The sequence below is a fragment of the Pyrodictium occultum genome (genome assembly GCF_001462395.1).
Classification (GTDB): Archaea; Thermoproteota; Thermoprotei_A; order Sulfolobales; family Pyrodictiaceae; genus Pyrodictium; species Pyrodictium occultum.
The window spans coordinates 102,723-120,479 of the sequence record NZ_LNTB01000002.1; the positions used below are offsets into that span (position 1 = coordinate 102,723).

The 17,757-nt window shown below is 69.7% G+C and carries 18 protein-coding genes; 9 read left to right on the plus strand and 9 right to left on the minus strand.

The window, feature by feature from the left end:
* The first annotated feature begins 17 nt into the window (after window positions 1–17).
* The 3 genes from sat (at window position 18) to CF15_RS09320 (ending at window position 2,785) form a co-directional block, all read left to right on the plus strand.
* On the plus strand, window positions 18–1,178 hold the full coding sequence (gene sat, locus CF15_RS08335; RefSeq protein ID WP_058371540.1) for a sulfate adenylyltransferase: 1,161 nt from the start codon (window positions 18–20) through the stop codon (window positions 1,176–1,178).
* 14 nt (window positions 1,179–1,192) lie between these two features.
* A complete protein-coding gene (locus CF15_RS08340) occupies window positions 1,193–2,554 on the plus strand; it encodes an alkaline phosphatase family protein (protein ID WP_083494633.1) in 1,362 nt (453 codons plus the stop codon).
* A 108-nt stretch (window positions 2,555–2,662) separates the two neighbouring features.
* The gene (locus CF15_RS09320) at window positions 2,663–2,785 is read left to right on the plus strand and encodes a hypothetical protein (RefSeq protein ID WP_269082838.1); all 123 of its coding nucleotides are present in this window, start codon (window positions 2,663–2,665) and stop codon (window positions 2,783–2,785) included.
* Here CF15_RS09320 and cysC read toward each other — a convergent pair.
* Window positions 2,751–3,329, minus strand: a complete 579-nt coding sequence (gene cysC, locus CF15_RS08345; RefSeq protein ID WP_058371570.1) for an adenylyl-sulfate kinase — start codon at window positions 3,327–3,329, stop codon at window positions 2,751–2,753. The two genes, CF15_RS09320 and cysC, sit on opposite strands and share 35 nt — an antisense overlap.
* A 294-nt stretch (window positions 3,330–3,623) precedes the next feature.
* Here cysC and CF15_RS08350 point away from each other — a divergent pair, with 294 nt between their 5' ends.
* Window positions 3,624–4,577: an NAD-dependent epimerase/dehydratase family protein gene (locus CF15_RS08350; protein ID WP_236698219.1), complete on the plus strand. Its 954-nt coding sequence runs from the start codon at window positions 3,624–3,626 to the stop codon at window positions 4,575–4,577.
* Between the two features lie 145 nt (window positions 4,578–4,722).
* On the opposite strand, the gene CF15_RS08690 is transcribed toward CF15_RS08350, so the two are convergent.
* Both CF15_RS08690 and CF15_RS08695 read right to left on the minus strand, forming a co-directional pair.
* On the minus strand, window positions 4,723–4,980 hold the full coding sequence (locus CF15_RS08690) for a hypothetical protein (RefSeq protein ID WP_083494634.1): 258 nt from the start codon (window positions 4,978–4,980) through the stop codon (window positions 4,723–4,725).
* Entirely contained in the window at window positions 4,934–6,211 is a 1,278-nt protein-coding gene (locus CF15_RS08695; protein WP_083494635.1) for an alkaline phosphatase family protein, read from the minus strand. Before CF15_RS08695 ends, CF15_RS08690 begins: the two co-directional genes overlap by 47 nt.
* A 152-nt stretch (window positions 6,212–6,363) precedes the next feature.
* Between CF15_RS08695 and CF15_RS08365 the strand changes: the two genes are divergently transcribed.
* Window positions 6,364–7,362 carry a glycosyltransferase gene (locus tag CF15_RS08365; protein ID WP_058371544.1) on the plus strand — a complete coding sequence of 333 codons (999 nt, stop codon included), beginning with the start codon at window positions 6,364–6,366 and terminating at the stop codon, window positions 7,360–7,362.
* Here the strand turns inward: CF15_RS08365 and CF15_RS08370 are convergent.
* Genes CF15_RS08370 through CF15_RS08380 form a run of 3 tightly spaced genes read right to left on the minus strand, consistent with a single transcriptional unit; the run spans window position 7,359 to window position 10,827 of the window.
* Entirely contained in the window at window positions 7,359–8,570 is a 1,212-nt protein-coding gene (locus CF15_RS08370) for a glycosyltransferase family 4 protein (RefSeq protein ID WP_168371380.1), read from the minus strand. The two genes, CF15_RS08365 and CF15_RS08370, sit on opposite strands and share 4 nt — an antisense overlap.
* Window positions 8,571–8,627: 57 nt before the next feature.
* Window positions 8,628–9,602, minus strand: coding sequence for a UDP-N-acetylglucosamine--N-acetylmuramyl-(pentapeptide) pyrophosphoryl-undecaprenol N-acetylglucosamine transferase (locus CF15_RS08375; protein ID WP_058371546.1), 975 nt, complete (start codon window positions 9,600–9,602; stop codon window positions 8,628–8,630).
* 28 nt (window positions 9,603–9,630) lie between these two features.
* Window positions 9,631–10,827 carry a nucleotide sugar dehydrogenase gene (locus tag CF15_RS08380; protein ID WP_058371547.1) on the minus strand — a complete coding sequence of 399 codons (1,197 nt, stop codon included), beginning with the start codon at window positions 10,825–10,827 and terminating at the stop codon, window positions 9,631–9,633.
* Window positions 10,828–10,915: 88 nt separating this feature from the next.
* Here CF15_RS08380 and CF15_RS08385 point away from each other — a divergent pair, with 88 nt between their 5' ends.
* Together CF15_RS08385 and CF15_RS08390 are read left to right on the plus strand one after the other, a co-directional pair.
* Window positions 10,916–11,983 carry a Gfo/Idh/MocA family protein gene (locus CF15_RS08385; RefSeq protein ID WP_058371548.1) on the plus strand — a complete coding sequence of 356 codons (1,068 nt, stop codon included), beginning with the start codon at window positions 10,916–10,918 and terminating at the stop codon, window positions 11,981–11,983.
* A gap of 50 nt (window positions 11,984–12,033) precedes the next feature.
* Window positions 12,034–13,512: a hypothetical protein gene (locus tag CF15_RS08390; RefSeq protein WP_058371549.1), complete on the plus strand. Its 1,479-nt coding sequence runs from the start codon at window positions 12,034–12,036 to the stop codon at window positions 13,510–13,512.
* A gap of 125 nt (window positions 13,513–13,637) precedes the next feature.
* On the opposite strand, the gene CF15_RS08395 is transcribed toward CF15_RS08390, so the two are convergent.
* Window positions 13,638–14,342: an HAD-IB family phosphatase gene (locus tag CF15_RS08395; RefSeq protein ID WP_058371550.1), complete on the minus strand. Its 705-nt coding sequence runs from the start codon at window positions 14,340–14,342 to the stop codon at window positions 13,638–13,640.
* 104 nt (window positions 14,343–14,446) lie between these two features.
* Here CF15_RS08395 and CF15_RS08400 point away from each other — a divergent pair, with 104 nt between their 5' ends.
* Both CF15_RS08400 and CF15_RS08410 read left to right on the plus strand, forming a co-directional pair.
* Complete coding sequence (locus CF15_RS08400) at window positions 14,447–14,842, plus strand: hypothetical protein (protein ID WP_058371551.1); 396 nt, start codon at window positions 14,447–14,449, stop codon at window positions 14,840–14,842.
* A 414-nt stretch (window positions 14,843–15,256) separates the two neighbouring features.
* Window positions 15,257–15,508: a CDGSH iron-sulfur domain-containing protein gene (locus CF15_RS08410; RefSeq protein WP_058371553.1), complete on the plus strand. Its 252-nt coding sequence runs from the start codon at window positions 15,257–15,259 to the stop codon at window positions 15,506–15,508.
* 9 nt (window positions 15,509–15,517) lie between these two features.
* Here the strand turns inward: CF15_RS08410 and CF15_RS08415 are convergent, their stop codons facing one another.
* Together CF15_RS08415 and CF15_RS08420 are read right to left on the minus strand one after the other, a co-directional pair.
* The gene (locus CF15_RS08415) at window positions 15,518–16,969 is read right to left on the minus strand and encodes an MATE family efflux transporter (RefSeq protein WP_058371554.1); all 1,452 of its coding nucleotides are present in this window, start codon (window positions 16,967–16,969) and stop codon (window positions 15,518–15,520) included.
* 59 nt (window positions 16,970–17,028) lie between these two features.
* Complete coding sequence (locus CF15_RS08420; protein WP_168371381.1) at window positions 17,029–17,604, minus strand: hypothetical protein; 576 nt, start codon at window positions 17,602–17,604, stop codon at window positions 17,029–17,031.
* Window positions 17,605–17,757: the final 153 nt, after the last annotated feature.

Genomic DNA, 17,757 nt, shown 5'->3' on the forward strand with positions numbered 1-17,757 from the left:
TGGCGGGGTGGTGTGGTGTGGTCTCGCGTCCTCATGGGGGTAGGCTTGTGGACAGGGTTGCCCGGGGTGGGTCGAGGGAGAGGCTGCTGCGGGAGGCTCTGGAGATGCCCAGGCTGGAGGTTGGCGGGGGCTTGGCTGCGGATGCCGCTAATATCGCGCATGGGGTTTATAGCCCGTTGGATGGCTTCATGGTGCAGGAGGATTACCTCTCGGTGCTGCATGATATGAGGCTTAGCAGTGATGTGCCGTGGACTATCCCGATTGTGCTTGATGCTTCTCCGGGCGAGCTGGCGGGGGTTAGGGAGGGTGATGAGGTTGCCCTCTTCTACCGTGGTGAGCCGCTGGCGGTGCTCCGGGTTGAGGAGATCTATGGCTGGGACCGGAGGGAGCATGCCCTCAACGTGTTTAAGACCACTGACCCGGGGCACCCGGGCGTTGCCAGGCTTATGAGGAGGAAGGAGCTGTTCGTGGGCGGGCCTATCCTCCTCCTCCGGGACCCGCCGGAGCCTTTTGAGAGGGTGAGGCTCTGGCCCCGGGAGACGCGTGTGCTCTTCGAGGCCAAGGGCTGGAGGACTATAGCGGCTTTCCAGACGCGCAACGTGCCCCATCTAGGCCACGAGCATGTGCAGAAGGCCGCGCTCACCTTCGCCGACGGGCTGTTTGTGAGCCCTCTGGTGGGCTGGAAGAAGCCCGGCGACTACAGGGACGAGGTGATAGTTGAGGCCTACAGGGTGTTGCTGGAGAACTACTTCCCCAGGGAGAGTGTTGTATTCAGCGTGCTCAGGATGGAGATGAGGTACGCGGGGCCGCGGGAGGCGGTGCACCACGCGATAGTGAGGAAGAACTTCGGCGCAACCCACTTCATAGTGGGGAGGGACCACGCGGGGGTCGGGAGCTACTACGGCCCCTACGAGGCATGGGAGCTGTTCAGGGAGTTCCCGGACCTAGGGATAACCCCCCTCTTCGTCAGGGAGGCGTTCTACTGCAGAAAGTGCGGCCAGGTGGTCAACGAGAAGATATGCCCCCACGGCGAGGAGTACAGGGTGAGGATCAGCGGCACCAGGCTGCGGGAGATGCTCCGGAGGGGCGAGAGGCCGCCGGAGTACATGATGAGGCCGGAGGTGGCGGAGGTGGTCCTAAGGCACCCGGACCCCTTCGTGCCCGGGGACGAGAGGTGAGGGATGCGGGAGGGGTGCCGCGCCGCCTATTCCTCCTGGGGCTCGACTCGATGCCCCCGAGGGTCCTCTACGAGGGGATGGACGGGGGCGGGTTCAGCTACCTCCGCCAGCTGCTGGGGGATGCGAGGCGCTACCGGCTGAGGAGCTGCCACCCGCCGATAACGGTGCCGGCCTGGATGGCCATGTTCACGGGGAGGACGCCGGGCGAGCTGGGGGTCTACGGGTTCAGGCACCGGAGGCCGGGCGAGTACGGCTACTACATAGTCGACGGCACGAGGATACGACACCCGGCCCTATGGGACCTGGCGGGCCGCAGGGGGCTCCGGGCGGGCGTGTACGGCGTGCCCCCCACCTACCCGCCCCGCCCGGTCCACGGGTTCCTGGTCACCGACTTCACCACCCCGGGGCCGGAGAAGCCCTACACCTTCCCGCCCTGGCTCCGCCGCGAGCTGGAGCAGGCCGCCGGGGGGCCTCCAGTGTTCGACATAGTGTACCGGAGCGGCGAGAAGGACAGGGTGGCCAGGGACCTCTACGCGATGCTGGAGAGCCACCAGCGGCAGGTGGAGTACCTGGCGCTGAGGAAGCGCTGGGACCTATTCATATATGTGGAGATAGCCGTCGACAGGGCGCACCACGCCTTCTGGAGGTACTTCGACCCCGAGCACCCCCGGCACGAGGAGCACCCGGTGTACAGCAGGGTGATCCCCGAGCTCTACAGGAGGATAGACAGGTGGTTCGAGAGGCTCCACCGGAGGCTCCCGCGGGACACGGTGGTGGTTGTGGCGAGCGACCACGGCATCAAGGCTATGAGGGGCGCGTTCGCGGTCAACCAGTGGCTGGCCGAGCAGGGCTACCTCCGGCTGCGCGCCAGCCCCGGGGAGCTGAAGCCCGGCACGGAGCTCTCCGAGGACCTGGTGGACTGGGAGCACACGGTCGCCTGGGCCTGGGGAGGCTACTACAGCCGCGTGTTCATCAACCTACGGGGCAGGGAGAAGAGGGGCGCGGTGGAGCCCAAGTACTACGAGGAGACGGTCGAGCAGCTCCGGAGGGACCTCGAGAGGATAAGGGGGCCGGGCGGCGAGCACTGGAGGAACACTGCCCTGCGCCCCGAGGAGGTCTACCCGGAGGTCAACGGGGACCCGCCGGACCTCATGCTCTACCTGGACGACCTCAACTGGAGGCCGGCGGGCACCCTGGGCTGGCCCAGCCCCTACCTGGAGGAGAACGACCGCGGCCCCGACGACGCCGTCCACGACTGGATCGGGGTGTTCGCTGTCTACGACCCCGAGGGCACTGTGAGCCCCGGCGAGGCGGGGGTGATTGATATACACGGGGTGCGCGGCCTGCTGGAAGAGATAATATTCTCCAGGCGGTGAGGCCCCCGGAGGGGTGGAGAGCATGGGGGACAAGGTCTCCATAGAGATAAGCAGGGAGCTGTACGAGAAGGCCCGGAGGTTCATAGAGGAGCAGGGGGCTTCAGCAGCGTGGAGGAGCTGGTGGAGTTCCTGCTCCGCGAGGCCCTCGAGACCGGCGGGGAGGAGGAGGGGATGAGCAGGGAGGACGAGGAGCGGGTCAGGGAGAGGCTCCGCTCCCTGGGCTACCTCTAGCCCCCTCTCCCAGGGCCTCCAGTATCCTCGCGGCCAGCCTCTCCGCGTTCTCCTCCACAGTATTCCTCACCGTGTCGAGCACCAGGTCGGGGTTCTCGGGGGGCTCGTAGGGGTCGCTCACGCCGGTGAAGTGGCTTATCTCCCCGCGGAGGGCGCGGCGGTAGAGCCCCTTAGGGTCCCTCCTGATGCACTCCTCGAGGGGAGCGTGGACGTAGACCTCGAGGAAGGGGGCCTCCTCCTCGACTATCCTGCGGACCTCCCTCCTCACGTCGCGGTAGGGGGAGACGAAGCTGCAGACCACTATCACCCCATTCCGGGCCAGGAGCCGGGCTATCCAGGCGACGCGGAGGAGGTGGCGCCGCCTCTCCTCCCGCGTGTAGCCCGCGTCCGGGTTGATGGTCTTCCTCACCCAGTCCCCGTCCAGGACCTCGACACGGTAGCCCAGGGAGCGTAGCCTCTTAGCGGTAGCCAGGGCTATCGTGGTCTTGCCGCTCGCGGGGAGCCCGGTGAGCCACGCGACAACCCCGCGCTCCAGGCAGCGCATCCCCAGCCACCCTCCCAGCCCCGCGGGCCCCACGAGCTGGATAAGCCTCGCGCCCACAGCAAGGAGCCAGGCCACAATAAGCCGGAGAGGTGATGGGGGGCAGCAGGGAGAGCTGGCATCCAGCCTCCGGCTCCGCCCCTCGGCGCAGGCCTTGGCGCCGCTCGCCCACCGGGCGCTCGGGTGGGGGCTTCTCCGCTCTTGCTGGCCGAGATGGGCTCCAAGCCATTATAGATGGCGTGGGTGATGTATAGCCCTGCATCCCCGGGGGGCTGTGGGTGTGGCCTGGGCTTGGCCGTGCTAGTCACGGGCGGCGCTGGGTTCGTCGGGAGGCATGTAGTGGGGCTGCTGCTCGAGAGGGGCTACGAGGCTGTTGTGGTGGACAACCTCTACTCCCCGGGCTCGGCTGGGGCCGCCATGCGCCTCCGCTGGCTGGGTGCGCGGGTTGTCTGGGGTGACGTCTCCCGCTGGGAGACCCTGCTCCACGCCGTGGGGGAGGCTGGGCTGGGGCGGGGCGACGTCGAGGCCGTGGTCCACCTGGCCGCGGTGGTGGGCGTCGAGGAGGCATGGGGGAGGCCGCGGCTGGCGCTGGAGGTGAACGTAGAGGGTACGCTGAACGTGCTGGAGCTGGCCCGGCTCCTCGACGCGGAGAGGATTGTCTACGCCAGCAGCGCGGCGGTCTACGGGGAGCCCAGGTACCTCCCCATCGACGAGAACCATCCCCTGGAGCCGGTCAGCCTCTACGGCTGGTCGAAGCTCGCCGGGGAGACCCTGCTCTGGCAGTACCAGCGGGCCTACGGGCTCAGGCCGGCCGCGCTCCGCCTGTTCAACGTCTACGGGCCCGGGATGAGGCCGGGCCCCTACGCGGGCGTGGTGTACAGGTTCATAGAGGCGCTTCTCCGCGGGGAGCCGCCGGTGGTCTACGGCGACGGCGAGCAGACCCGGGACCTCGTCTACGTGGGGGACGTGGCTGAGGCCATGCTCCGGGCGGTAGAGGCGGGCTACACGGGCCCAGCCAACATAGGCACCGGGAGGGAGACCAGCATAAACCAGCTCTACAGGATGCTCTGCAGCCTCCTGGGCGGGGGCTGCCCGGAGCCGCTCCACAAGCCCCCGAGGCCGGGGGATGTTAGGAGGAGCGTAGCCTCAATCAGGCTGGCGGAGGAGAAGCTCGGCTGGAAGCCCAGGACAGGCCTGGAGCAAGGCCTAAGGGAGACGATCAAGTACTATAGGGGGCGCGTAGAGCCGTAGACAGGGCAGACGCCGGGTCGAACGAGAGTAGCCCAGCGCCGCCGGCCACCTCGAAGGACACGTGAACGTGGAGCACCCTGGCCGCCACGGTGCCTGCACCCCTGCCCGCGGGGGCCAGCCCTCACGGCTCCCCGCAGGGCCCCTCCTATGGCTTCAGGAGCTGTAGCCTCCGTAGCCTCCTGAATAGGCTTGTGTAGTTGGCCTTTCCGGCCGCGTTGAGCCCTGTGGCGAAGGCGTCTGCCAGAGGCCTGCCATCCGTGTCGTGGGGTAGTGGGAGCCCGAGGTACGCTAGTATGGTGGGTGTGATGTCGTAGATGGAGGCTCTCCTCTCCTCGCCGGCGGGCGGGGCGGATACCTCATCCCCCGCCAGGGCTACTAGCGCGTGCTGCTCGTGGACGCCCATATACCCCTTGTGGAGCGGCTCTGCATGTATGTTCGCGTCGAAGAACACGTCGGGCCCCGGTATGAGGAGTAGGCTGGGCGCCCTCTCCACGTAGGGCCCCCAGAAGACCTCGTCCCGCGAGGCTATGCCCCGTATCTGGCTGATGCCCTGCAGTGCCTGGCGCACGGCGCCGCAGTAGCCCCTCCTCACGTACACCCCCAGGTTGCCCGTCTCGAGCATGAAGGCCCTGCTTGTGGAGTAGTTCACCTCCACCTGTAGAGGGATCAGTGGCCTTATCCTCTTCAGGAGGCTTCTCGGTATAAGCCTCCTCGCCAGCCGGAGGAGGGGGCGTATTCTGGAGCCCCGGGCGCTGCTGGGGGAGCTGCCGCTGCCCGGCTCCGTGGCGCTGTGCTCTGCCCCCCCGGGCCACGTGGTACCGGTAGTCTATCAGGCCCCTGTCTGCGAGGATGCTGTTTACACCCACGAGCACGCGTGCGACGCGGAAGCCGTGATCGCTCGCGAGTATAAGCAGGCTGCACTCGCCGCTAGCTTTACGGACAAACCTGTCTATCATCGATGCGATCCTGTAGACTCTATGCATTTGCCTGCCCTCGACTATGTCCGGGATCCTGTGCATGAGCCAGTCGAGCTCGCTGAACACTATGACGAAGAGGCTGTAGTCCTCCTTCTCGAGCAGGTCATAGTAGATGTTTAGCCTCTTCTCGAGAAACTCCTCAACCATCTTCACATAGGAGTCTGTGTCGGCGGCCCTGCTCCACTGGTGGGGAGGCTCGACCAGGTACTCGGAGTACCTGGCCTCATAGCCTCTAGGGTGGATGAACTGCCGGGGGGAGGACCAGTCGCTGACGAGTACAAGGTTCCGGGCCGCGAGGAGCTGGGATACGGGGTAGGTTAGGGGCACGTTTATGACGACGCTCCTAAGCCCCTTCATGGCGGCTATCTCGAACACGCGCGGGTACATGACGTCGCGGGACGATGCCACGCGGATACTGAAGCCCTCTTCGCCCTGCTCGACCACGTAGAAGCCGAATATGCCGTGCTTCCCGGGGTTCACCCCGGTGAATATGCTCGTCCAGGCGGGGGGCGTGTAGGGAGGGATCGAGGGAGCGGGGGAGGCGAAGCCCTTGCCGGCTATGCTGGATAGCGCGTTGAGCGGGATACTCTCCAGCATGGTCTTAAGGTTGCCTGGCCCGACGCCGTCGAGGCCTATTAGGCATACACGTTTAGCCAACTACACCACCTTACTGCTGGTACCGCAGCCCTCTCCGGCATTGGCTTCCAGAGGGGCGGCGGGATCGCCCAGTCCTTAAATCTGCTTCATCAAGCCCCGCCGCCGGGGGATAGCGGCTGAGGGCTCCATAGCCCCGGGGGGATGCGGCTGGGATGAAGCGGCTGGTGTTCGTCGCCTGGGCGCGGCTTAGCCGGAGGACGCGCGACCTCGCCCGGGCCCTTGGGGCCGGGCTGCTGTTCCTCCGGGATAGGCCCCCCTACATCCGCGCCTGGAGGGAGACCGCCAGGGCGCTGGAGGAGGCCAGGCCGGACGCCGTGGTCGTGCAGCTGCCGCAGGGGCCGCTGCTCCTCCGCGTGGCCACGCTGGCCGGGCGCCTCGGCTTCCGGGTCGTGGCCGACGTGCACACCGGGTTCCTCGTCTACAGCTCGCCGGCGGGGCTCCTGCTCAACCGGCCCTTCCGCGGGCTCCTCCGCCGCGCCGACCTGGTGCTGGCCCACAACGAGCCCGAGGCGAGGCTGCTGGGGAGGGCCGGGCTGCCGGGGGAGAGGGTGCTGGTGGTCTACGACCCCCTGCCCCGGCCCCCGGCTAGGCTGGAGAGGCCAGCCCTAGACCTCGGCGACGGGGGGTACATCCTCGTCCCGGCCTCCTGGGCGCCCGACGAGCCCCTGGAGCTCGTGGCCAGGGGCTTCCTCGCATCAGGGGCCCCCGGGGGCTACAGGCTCGTGGTGACCGGGGATCCGGGGAGGAGGCCGGGGCTCCACCGGAGGCTGAGGAGGCTGGCCCGGGAGAGCCGGGGCTCCATAGTGCTCACCGGCTTCCTCCCCGAGCCCCAGTACGCCTGGCTCCTCAGCCACGCCGCCGCCGTGGTGGCGGCTACGACGAGGGAGTACACGATGCTCTCGGCGGCCTGGGAGGCGGTGGCCTACCGGAAGCCCCTCCTAGCATCCGCGACGGGGACGCTGAGGGAGGTGCTGGGGCCGGGCTACCCCTGCCTCTTCCCCCCGACCGTGGAGGGGGTGGCGGAGGCCATCGACAGGTGCCTCTCCGGGGGCCCCGGGGTCGCGGAGGCAGTCGAGGAGACCCTGGAGAGGCTGAGAAGGATGTCGACGGGGAGCCTGGAGAGGCTGGCCAGGATCCTCGAGAGGCTCTAGGCGTGGCGCTGCCGGCCGCCCTCCTCTAGCAGCCTTGCGGCTAGCTCCAGGTAGCTCCTCGCCACCGTTCTACGGTTGAGCCTGCTGCGCCAGAAGGAGGCTATCTCGCCTGGGTCGTACTCCCCGGCCTCCCAGCGCTGGACATCTGTCAGCAGGGCGGCGAGGAGGGCCTTCTCGCTGAAGTCGGGGGCTAGGGTCCCGGAGAAGCCTCCCCCGGTTAGGTACATGAGGCTCTCGATGGGGGTCCCCACTATGCTGCAGCCCATCGACACCGCCTCCGCGGCGGCTATGCCGAAGCTCTCCCAGTTGGAGGGCATGAAGAGTATCCTGGCCTCGCCCAGGTGCCTGACCAGCTCGCCGTGTGGGACCCGGCCGAGAACACTGATGGAGGGGGCGGGGTCCCCTCTGCAGGCCTCCGCCATGTACCTCCTGACCGTCTCCTCCCCGGGCCCTATCACCGCGGCCTCGTAGTCCGGCATGGCCCTGGCGAAGCTGCAGAGCACCCGGGCCAGGGTGCCGGTGTTCTTCGCCACGTCATGCCATCTGCCGACAGCCACTATCTTCCTCTTCTTCCTCGCCGGTATAGGGGCCCTCGCTATATCATCTGCCACGGGGTTGGGTATGAAGTGGATCTTCCCGGTTAGGTCCGGCCTGCCCCAGTACACTAGGATGTACGCCAGGTTGGCCTTGGCCTGCGGGGACTCGAGGACCAGGGCGTCGGCGGCCTCCAGGTGCGGTATTATTCTTCTGGGGAGCGTCCTCAGCCTAGCTATGGTCTTCTCGGCCAGTGCTCTCAGCGGGCCGGGCATGTGCCTCAGCAGCTTGCCGACCTTCCTGGTGCGGTAAACGCTCCTGGGGAACGCGGGGTAGCATAGCCTGCCGTCTATATCCCCCTTCACTATGACCTTCTTCCCGGCCTTCTTCAGCGCGGCTATTATGGGCAGGTAGGGTCTTCCAAGCCACGTGTAGATGATGACTACGTCGTAGGGTGTGCTGCGCCAGTACTCTGGCCGGGACGCCTCCCCCGCCTGCACGAACCTGAGCGGGATCTGCTGGTAGCCCCTGAGGCTAGGCTTCTCCACCGTTATCAGCTCTGCCTCCACGCCCAGGTCGTTCAGCCCCAGCACTATCTGCCCAGGGTCCTTGACCTCCCAGGCGGGCTCGTACCGGTCGAAGTACACACCTATCCTCACGCCGCTACTATTCAACTCCCTCCACTCTCCCGGCCGCCCCTGGGCACCCGGTGCAGGCCCCATAGGGGCCGGCTAGAGGCCGCGGTACAGCCTTGCTATTATCTCGGCCGCCTTCTCCGCCCCGTTGGGGTGCCTGGGGGGCTCCCGGCTCCGGGCCTCCTCCATCGCCCTGGCCAGGGCCTGGGGGGTGGGGTCCGGCAGGTAGACTGCCCCTATCTTCTCGGCGTAGGGTGGGCCGTCCCGCTGGCTCGCCGATAGCCTGAGGTGGGGCGCCGCTACGAGCACCACCGGCCTCCGGTAGGCCAGGGCCGCGGTCGCGGAGGTCATTCCGGGGAAGTGGGTCACCACTATGCTCGCGCCCGCTATCCACCTGTCCAGGTCCGGGTCGTAGCGGAAGACCCTCCAGCCGGGGTGCCTCCTGCGGTAGGGCTCCGGGTCGACCCGGCCGGTCTGCATAACCACCCTGGGCGGGGCCAGCCTGTCCACCGCGTCGAAGAGCCTGGGGTGCCCCATGGTGCCCGCTGTGACGAGTATGTACCCCTCGTCGCGCGGCGGGTAGCGTGGGGGCTCGTAGACTGGGCCGACGACGAGGGCGCCGGGGTGGATTCGGAGCTGCTCCGGCCAGTGGACCAGCGTGGCGTCGGCGAGGGGGCGGAGGAGCCTTGGGGTCCGGCCGGGCGTGGTCAGCCTCACGATGCTCTCGAGGTTCACGAGCCTCAGGCCCTTCAGCTTCGCCGCCAGCGCCGGGGCTATGCTGAGGTTGCCCCCGCAGCTGACTAGGACCCGGTGCCTCCTCTCGACCAGCCCCAGGGCCTCGGCGAGGGCGCGGGGCCAGCGGTGGATGGTCGCCGCGAGGGGCTCGCCGGGGCGCCGGGGCATGGTTATCTCGACGACCCTGCCGAGCCTGGAGAGCCTCCTCCGGGCCAGCTCGTCGCCCCTCGCGGCTATGAAGACGGGCTGGAGCCCCATCCCCCGGAGGTAGTGGGCTATCGCGGCCGCGTAGCCGCTGTGGCCGCCCGGCGCGGCGGTGAGCAGCACCTCCCCCAACGCCCCCTCCCGGGCCCCCTGGGCGTGGCTAGAGGTCCTCGATCTGCACCACCGGCTTGCCCCTGGTGGGGCGGCCCCGGTAGCCCCAGCGAGCCACCAGCTCGGCCCAGTCGAGGGCCTCCTCCTCGCCCGCGAAGTCGCTCAGCCAGGGTATCTGGGGGTCGTACCTCCTCACCTCCAGCCCGGGGTCGAGCTGCGCCAGCTCCTCGGCCACCCGGAGCACCGGGCTGTTGGCCGGGTAGGGGGAGCCGGGCTTGAACCCGAGCCCGTAGAAGAGGATCCTCCTCGCCCCGTGGCTGCGTATCCTCTTGAGGAGGAGGGCCGCGTAGTAGAGGGGCTGGGTCTCGTTTACGTGGCGGGCTATCCTCAGCAGCAGGGAGCCGGTGTACTCCTCGAGCATGCGCGCGTCCTTGGGGAGGCAGGCGCCGCCGGCCCCGGGCCCCGGGTAGAAGGGCATGTAGCCGAACGGCTTGGTAGAGGCGGCCTCTATAACCCTCCTGACGTCTATCCCCAGCCTGTCCAGGCTCCTCTTAAGCTCGTTGACGAAGGATATGTTTAGGAGCCGGAAAGAGTTCTCGAGGAGCTTGGACGCCTCGGCGACGCGAATATCGTCGACGGGGTGGACGGGGACGCCGAGGCAGCCGCGGTAGAGGCGGAGCGCCGCCTCCAGGCTCCGGGGCCCGACGGCCCCCACCACCCGGGGGATGTTCTCCGGGGTCCAGCGGGCCGAGCCGGGGCTCAGCCTCTCCGGGGCATGGGCGACCAGCAGCTCCTCGTCCAGCCGGAGCCCGGTGAGGCGGGAGAGGGGCTCGGCCAGCAGCTCCACCGTGCCGCCCGGGTAGATGGTAACCTCTGAGGATACGAGGGCCCCGGGCTTGACCACGCCCGCCAGGCCCTCGGCGGCGCGGCGGAGGGGGGTGTAGTCCACCCTGCCCCCGCGGAGCGGGGTCTGGACCGCTACTATGAACGCCTCTGCGCCCCGGGCGGCCTCGTAGCTAGTCGACGCCCTAATCCTCCCCCGGACCCGGGGCCAGTTCTCGACAACGTAGGGCTCCCTCACGTGGAGCCTCGAGGCGTCACCCGACTCTATCCTCTCAACCACCCCGGGGTCGATGTCGACCACCACAACCTCCTCCACGCCCCGGAGGGCGGCGTGGACCGCGGCGTGGAGCCCCACGAAGCCCCCGCCGATCACGGCCAGCCTTCTAGGGCAGGCGCCGGCCAAGACCCTACCAGGCCCCGTGCCCGTGGCCCCGGGGGCTGAGGGATTATTATCCATCCAGCCCCTGGCCCGCCGGAGCAGGGCCCGCTGGATGGCCGTCAGGGTCGCCGTGGTCGGGGCAGGCTACATGGGGTCCGCCCACGCCCGGGTGCTCTCGAGGATCGCGCGGGAGCACCCGGGGCTTGTGGAGCTAGCCTACATAGTCGACGTCGACCGCGGCCGGGCGGGGCTGGCCGCGGCCCGGTACGGGGGCAGGCCCCTGGAGCGGGTGGGGGAGCTGCCCAGGGACTCCGTGGACCTGGCCATAGTGGCTGTGCCGACGCGCCACCACTACAGAGTGGCCGTGGAGCTGCTGGAGCGGGGCGTGAGGGGGCTGCTCGTCGAGAAGCCGCTCGCCGCGAGCCTGGAGGAGGCGGCCAGGCTCGTGGAGGCTGTGGAGGAGGCCGGCGCCTGGGCCGCGGTGGGGCATGTGGAGCGGTTCAATCCCGCCGTCTGGGCCCTCCACCGGCTCGCCGCCCGGGGGCTGATCGGGGAGCCGCTCACCCTGGTGGCCAGGAGGGTCGGCCCCTTCGCCCCGAGGGCGGGGGACACGGACGTGGTCTACGACCTCGGGGTGCACGAGGCCGATAACGCTCTCGCCCTCGCCCTGGAGGCCCCGGTGGTGGTGCGGGCCTACACTCTTGGCAGGATAGTCTCGGGGCTGAACGACTACGCCCTCCTAGTCCTAGGCTTCACCTGGGGCTATGCCAGCCTCGAGGTGAACAGGATAACCCCGTTCAAGCAGCGGCTCCTCTACCTCACCGGCAGCAGGGGCACGGCCACGCTGGACTACATGGCCCAGGAGCTCCGGCTCTACACGGAGCTGGGCGAGACCCGGGTGCGGGTGGAGAAGGAGGAGCCGCTATACCTCGAGGACCTCCACGCCCTAGCCGCCCTCCAGCAGGGGAGGAGCCCCCTCGTGGACATCCACCAGGGGCTGGCGGCGATGCTGGTCTGCGCCGCCGGCCTAGAGGCGGCCGTGAGGGGCAGGGACCTGGCCCTGGAGGAGACGAGCGCCTACCGGGACCACGGCCAGCTGCTCGCCAGGGCGCTGGAGGGCTACCGCCGGTACCGCGAGGCCGTGGAGGCTTGCAGCGGGCCCCGCGGCTGCGCGGGCTAGAAGCCCCCCGGGGGCCCGGGGAGGGGAGGCAAGGGCGGTGGCGGCACGGGATGGGGGTGCTCCTCTCCACTGCGCTCCGCGTCCTCCTCTACGGGGCCGCGCTGCTCCTCAACACGGCCGCCTCCCTGGTGCTTGTCCGCCGGCTGCCCCCCGCGGGCTACGCCGCCTACCAGACGCTCACCAAGAGGCTTAACCGCTACATCCTCCTCCCCCAGGCGCTCATCACCATGTGGGTCTACAGGTACGTGGCCGAGGGGGTGGAGGGCGCGGCCGCCGCCGGGCTGCTGGCGGCGCTCGCCACCAGCGCCCTGGGCTTCGCGGCGGGGGCGGCTGCGGCCTGGATGCTGGTGGGCGGCGGCCCCGTCGCCTTGCTCGCGGGCGCGGCTCTGGCGGCGCTGGCCCTCTGGCCCATGGCCGCCACGGTTGTGGACGCGGTTAGGCCGGTGCGCTCGGCCGCCGCCGTGTTGCTCGTCAGGCTCCTCTACAGCCTGGGCGTGGTGGCCCTCGTCTACCTGCTGGGGGCCGGGCTCCCCGGGGCCCTCCTGGCCGTCGCCGTGGCCTACGCCTCCGGCTCCCTGGCCGCCCTCCGCTGGGCCCGGGGGAGGGGGCTGGCGTGGCCGGGGCCCGCCAGGGCCCTAGGGCTGCTCCGGGAGTGGCTCCGGGCGTCCTACTCGACCGCGCCGGGGGCCCTGGCCCAGCTCCTCTACGGGCTGGACGTGGTGCTGGGCTACCGCCTCTGGGGCCCGGGGGTCGTGGCGGGCTTCTTCGCGGCCACCAGCCTCTTCCTCGTGGCTGGTGAGGCCTTCCTCTGGGGGTTCCGGTACCTCCACTCCTACGTGCTCACCACGGGGGACGCGGGCTCGGCGCTTAACGCTGTGAGGCTCGCGGTCTGGGCGGCGGCGCCTCTCCTGGTCTACGCGGCCCTCCACCCCCTGCACTACGTCTACCTGCTGAACCCCGGCTACAGCTGGGCCGCCGGGGCCGTCCCCCTGGCCGCTGCCGCCGGGCTACTCCTCGTGGCCGGCGACGGGCTCTCCCAGCTAGCCCTCGGCCTGATAAGGGGCTCCGCGGGGGAGGCGGCGGCCGACGTGGCCAGGCTCAACACGCGGTACCTCCTGGCCCCCGCCGTCTACCTTGCCGCGGAGGCGCTGGGCCTGGCCCTGGCCGGGGGGCGGGCCGCCGCCGTGGCGGCCTGGGCGGCTGCGCTCCTCGCCATGGCGTCCGCCAGGCTCCTGGTGCCGGCCGTGGAGGCGTACCGGAGGCTCCCGCCGGGGGAGAGGGGGAGGCTGCTGGCCGGGCTGGCCCGCATGCTCGTCCTCTACCCGGCGCTCGCGGCGCTGGCCTCCCTCCCCGCGGCGCCCCCCGGGCCGCCGGCCCCCAGGTTCTGGAGCGAGCTACGCCTCCTAGCAGCGCCCCTGGCCGAGGCCTACACACTCTACACCGCGCTGAGCATCGCCGTGGACGGGCTGGTGCGCGCCACCCTCCGCCGCGCCCTAGCCAGGCTCCCAGGGGCGCCCCGCAGGGGCTAGCCCCCTCTCAACACCCCGTGGCGCCCCTTCAGGGCTACGGCTGCAGCCCGGAGCCCCCGGGATGCCCCGGGGGGCTGCCGCTGCCTACCCGGCAGCCTGGAGGGCCGGCCTGGACTCCGCTGGCCTCACCGCCCCGGCCGCCTCCGGCCGGCCCTCCAGGCCGTCGAGTGCTCGAGTATGAAGTAGGCCGCGTCGACCAGGTCCCTGGCCACGTAGTCCGCCTCCTGCTCCACGTGGGGGTCGTGGGGGTTGACCGCTACCGCTAGGCAGGCTTCGCGCATCCCCCGCAGGTCCCAGCGGCTGTCGCCCACGAATGCCACCTCCCTCATAGTGTAGCCCAGGCGCCTTGCGAGGCTCAGCACCGCGCGGTCCTTCCTGTCGGCCTCCAGCCTCGGCTCCCCGCCGGGGACCAGGCGGCCCCAGGGGTCGAAGGCCAGGGCCGGGGAGACCCAGTGCCGTATCCCCAGCTCCCTGGCCACCCTCGCCACAGCCACGTCTACCCCGCCGCTGACCAGGGCCGCCTCTATCCCGGCCTCGCGGAGTATGCGGACTGCCTCCCGCGCGTCCTCGCCGACCGGGATGCTCTCGAACAGCTGCTCGAGATCCCAGCGGGTTATGCCGGGCCTCGCCTCTATCCAGGCCAGCGTGTCGAGGAACATCCACTCCCAGTAGCCTATCCTGCCCTCCATGAACAGCCTGTAGTTCAGCCTGCTGGCCTCCCTGGTGCCGAGCCTCTCATGGATATAGCCCCAGCTGCTTCTGATGGGCAGCAGCACCCCGTCGACGTCGAAGACGGCTAGCCTTATCCTGCAGCGATGCTGCTCCCCCACGCCGGGCCACCCCGGTGCCTCTCCTCGGCCTCCACCGCCTCCTGGGCCGGTAGCGGTTTTTCCCCATACCACTGGCTTTGGAGGGAACGTGGAGGCGCCGGAGCGTGCCCAGGCCGGGGGACTACATCATCTACGGGGTGGAGACTAGCACCGGGGTCAGGATGAGGATCCGGGTGGAGATAACCGGGGTGGACGAGGAGGGCTTCCTGGTGCGCGTCCGGCCGGAGGAGGTGCGGGGGCTGCGGGACCCGCTGGCCCAGCTGGTAGCCCGGGGGCTCCGGGGGGAGCAGAGGATCCCCCGCGGCAACAGGGTCGACCTGGCCTCCTTCTTCACCCGGGGCGTGGGCCCTGGGATACTCTACACGGAGCCCGGGAGCCTCCCCGGCGGGGCAGCGGAGGAGAGCCTCAGGTTCATGGGGGCTGTGCTCCGGGTGAGGGCCTCCTGGGACCAGGAGGCCGGCTGGCTCCGGAGCCTCGAGGCCGAGGTCCGGGGGCGCTGAAGCGGCCGCAGAGGCTCAGCGTCCGGCTGCTAGAGTCGAGCTTCCTGAAGCCCTAGCCCCGGGTATTGGCCCCGGCGGCCCGGTAGCTAGCACTGGGCCCCTATGGCAGCCCGTGTCTACAGCTCCACGGCCCTCGCCCCGGTCGGGCTCCCGGGGCCCCGCCGGCGGGGCAGCGGTGGCCCCCCGGGGCAGCCCCCGCTACGCCCGGCACCCGGTGGAGGCCCGGGCGGGGCTGGAGGATACGCTGGTCAAGCCCTGCAGGAGGATCCTGGAGCCCAAGGCCCCGGCCCAGGCTGGTGGGCTGCCCCCGGCTCAGCCGGGGCCGCGGCGCCCCCTGCAGGCGGAGCAGCAGGGGTAGCGGGCGGGGCAGCGCTGATACCCGGGAGCCTGGGCCACGGGCCCCGGTGGAGGGGGATGGCTCGGCTCATCATACACCGGGCCAGGGGGCCCGTGCCCGTCAAGGACCGGCGCGGCGTGACCGTAGCTGCTATATGCATGTGTGGGCTCAGCAAGAAGTACCCCTTCTGTGACGGCAGCCACCTGAAGACAAGGGACGAGGAGGAGGGCAAGCTGTACATATACGACGAGGAGGGCAACCGGGTCGGCGAGGTGGGCGAGGAGGAGCTGAAGAAGCTGCTCGGAGCCGAGAGGCTGCGCAGCGTCTAGCAAAGGCTCTCAGGGCTTACCGGGTTCCCGGGTTTCCCGCCCCAGGCCCCAGGGGCGCCGCGTCCTGGGCCTGGCCTCCCCCTGGCGCGCCTCCTCTACCACTGCCTCGGCCCAGCCGCCCCAGAGGAGCCAGGCGGCGGAGGCTGCGCCCGCGGCGTAGTTGCTGGCAGCCATGCCGGCCCATAGCCCGCGCTCGCCTAGGCCCAGGTGGTAGGCTAGGAGCCAGGAGAGGGGTATGCGCAGCAGCCAAAGCCTCGCTATCCCGACCATGGATATGAAGAGGGTGTGGCCGCTCGACCTAGCCACCGCGTTGGCCAGCGCGAAGAGGTTGAAGCCTAGTATGCTGGGGGCGAACACGGCGAGCATGTCGCTGGCCACGCCCGCGACCCGGGGGTCGCTGGTGAAGACGCCTATGAAGGGCCCGCGTAGCGCCAGGAGGCCTGCTATGTAGGCCGCTGAGGCGGCCAGGCTCATAGCCGCCCCCGCCGCCACGGCGCGGCGGCTGCGCTCCCTCATGCCGGCGCCGAGGCTCTGGGCCACCACTATGCCCGTAGCCCTGGCCAGGGGCATAGCTATCATGCAGTTTATGTCCAGTATGACTTGGCCTATAGAGTAGGCTGCTATAACCGGCGTGGAGAGCCCGGATATAACCCTGACCATGAACACGAAGCCCAGGCTCGTGGCAAGCCTCTGGGCCACGGAGGGGCCCGAGACCCTGGCTATGAGGGGGAGCAGCCTCCTCTCGGGCACCAGGTCGCGGAGCCCCAGGCGGTAGCCGTGCCGCCCCGTGGCGAAGCTGTGGAGGGCGTAGCCAGCCGAGAGGGCGGCAGCGGCCGCGGTGGCCAGGGCCGCGCCCAGCACGCCGAGGCCGGCCCAGAATATGAGGACGGGGTCTAGCACCGCGTTGAACAGGGTGGAGGCCACGCTTACCTTCGTCGGGGTCCTCGTGTTCCCCGCCGCGCTCAGCGCGAAGGAGAAGACTAGGTAGATGTAGGTCAGGGGCACGGTGAGCATGAGGACCGCCAGGTACTTGGCAGCTAGGGGCTTCACGTCCGGGGGCACGTGCATCGCGTCCAGGTAGAGGCCGAGGCCCAGGATGAGCAGTATGGAGGCCGGGATCCCTATCGCCAGGAGGATGCCGAGCACGCTGCCCACGGCCCGGGAGGCCCTGTCGAAGCGCCGGGCGCCGATGTACTGGCCTGCGAGCGCTGAGACCGAGCTGGCGAGGCCGAAGCCTATGCTCCCCAGTATGCCCCGGTAGGGCCAGGAGACCGAGGGCGCTGCGAGGGCCGCGCTCCCTAGCCTGGAGAGCCAGAGGGTGTCCACGAGCTGGTAGAGCGCGTTAACGCTGCCCGAGACCATGAGGGGGGCGGCGAGCCATAGGAGGAGGCGTGGGATGCTCCGCTGGTAGAGGATGCGCTCCCGGAGCCTGGAGAGCCCGTCGCCATTCTTCTCCGCCACGCCGCCTCTACCCTATGCCCGTCTCCTAGCGAGGCCCCCCATCCCCGGGGGCCGAGGTGCTAGCCAGGCGCGGTAGCGTTCGCAGCGGTGGAGGTGGTGTTGGAGGATGTGCTGGACTCTGTGGAGGCGTGGGAGGATATGATGCTCCTCACGAACTGGTCCACGAAGGTAGCGTTCTTGGGGAGGAGGAATATCCCCGCGGAGCCCGCGTAGAGGAGCGTCGCGTTCCGCAGCGTAGCGTTCTGCTCCACCCTGGGCAGCAGCTGGGAGGCTAGCTGGTAGACCAGGCTGCTTATCCCCTCAACACTGCTGGTGAAGAGTACTAGCACCGGCTCCCCCTTGTCGTAGAGCACCACCGACATCAGCCCGCTGCTACTATTGGCGGCCACGGGCTCTACACGGTAGTCCTTGACTCCGAGCCTCGCCGCCACCTGCCTGGCGAGCAGCGCTGCCTGCTGCTCCATGCCCGCGGGGGCGTAGACTGTGACGCTGTACCTGTGCCTGCGGCTGCCCACGAGGCCGAGGAGGGCGGGCGAGAACATTGCTATAAGTTCCAGGGTGAGCACTACGATGAAGACCCCGGCCAGCAGCGCTGCCACGAGCTTGCCTCTGCCCCGGCGGCGTCGACGAGCCACTCCTCCTCCACCCAATGACCCAGGGGCGTTGGGGGCTGGGCTGCTTGCTATAAACCCTCCGAGGCCCGGGGGCGGCGAGCCCCTGGCAGGGTTATAGGATCCCCTCCCGCCTCCCGCATCCCACGAGGCCCGGGGCGCCGGCCGGGTAGCCCC

Bases quoted from the DNA above. Each gene is read 5' to 3' on its own strand.
- CF15_RS08365 (WP_058371544.1), top strand. From the start codon at position 6,364: ATGAAGCGGCTGGTGTTCGTCGCCTGGGCGCGGCTTAGCCGGAGGACG.
- CF15_RS08690 (WP_083494634.1), bottom strand. From the start codon at position 4,980: ATGGGCGTCCACGAGCAGCACGCGCTAGTAGCCCTGGCGGGGGATGAG.
- CF15_RS08390 (WP_058371549.1), top strand. From the start codon at position 12,034: ATGGGGGTGCTCCTCTCCACTGCGCTCCGCGTCCTCCTCTACGGGGCC.
- CF15_RS08410 (WP_058371553.1), top strand. From the start codon at position 15,257: ATGGCTCGGCTCATCATACACCGGGCCAGGGGGCCCGTGCCCGTCAAG.
- CF15_RS08385 (WP_058371548.1), top strand. From the start codon at position 10,916: ATGGCCGTCAGGGTCGCCGTGGTCGGGGCAGGCTACATGGGGTCCGCC.
- cysC (WP_058371570.1), bottom strand. From the start codon at position 3,329: ATGCGCTGCCTGGAGCGCGGGGTTGTCGCGTGGCTCACCGGGCTCCCC.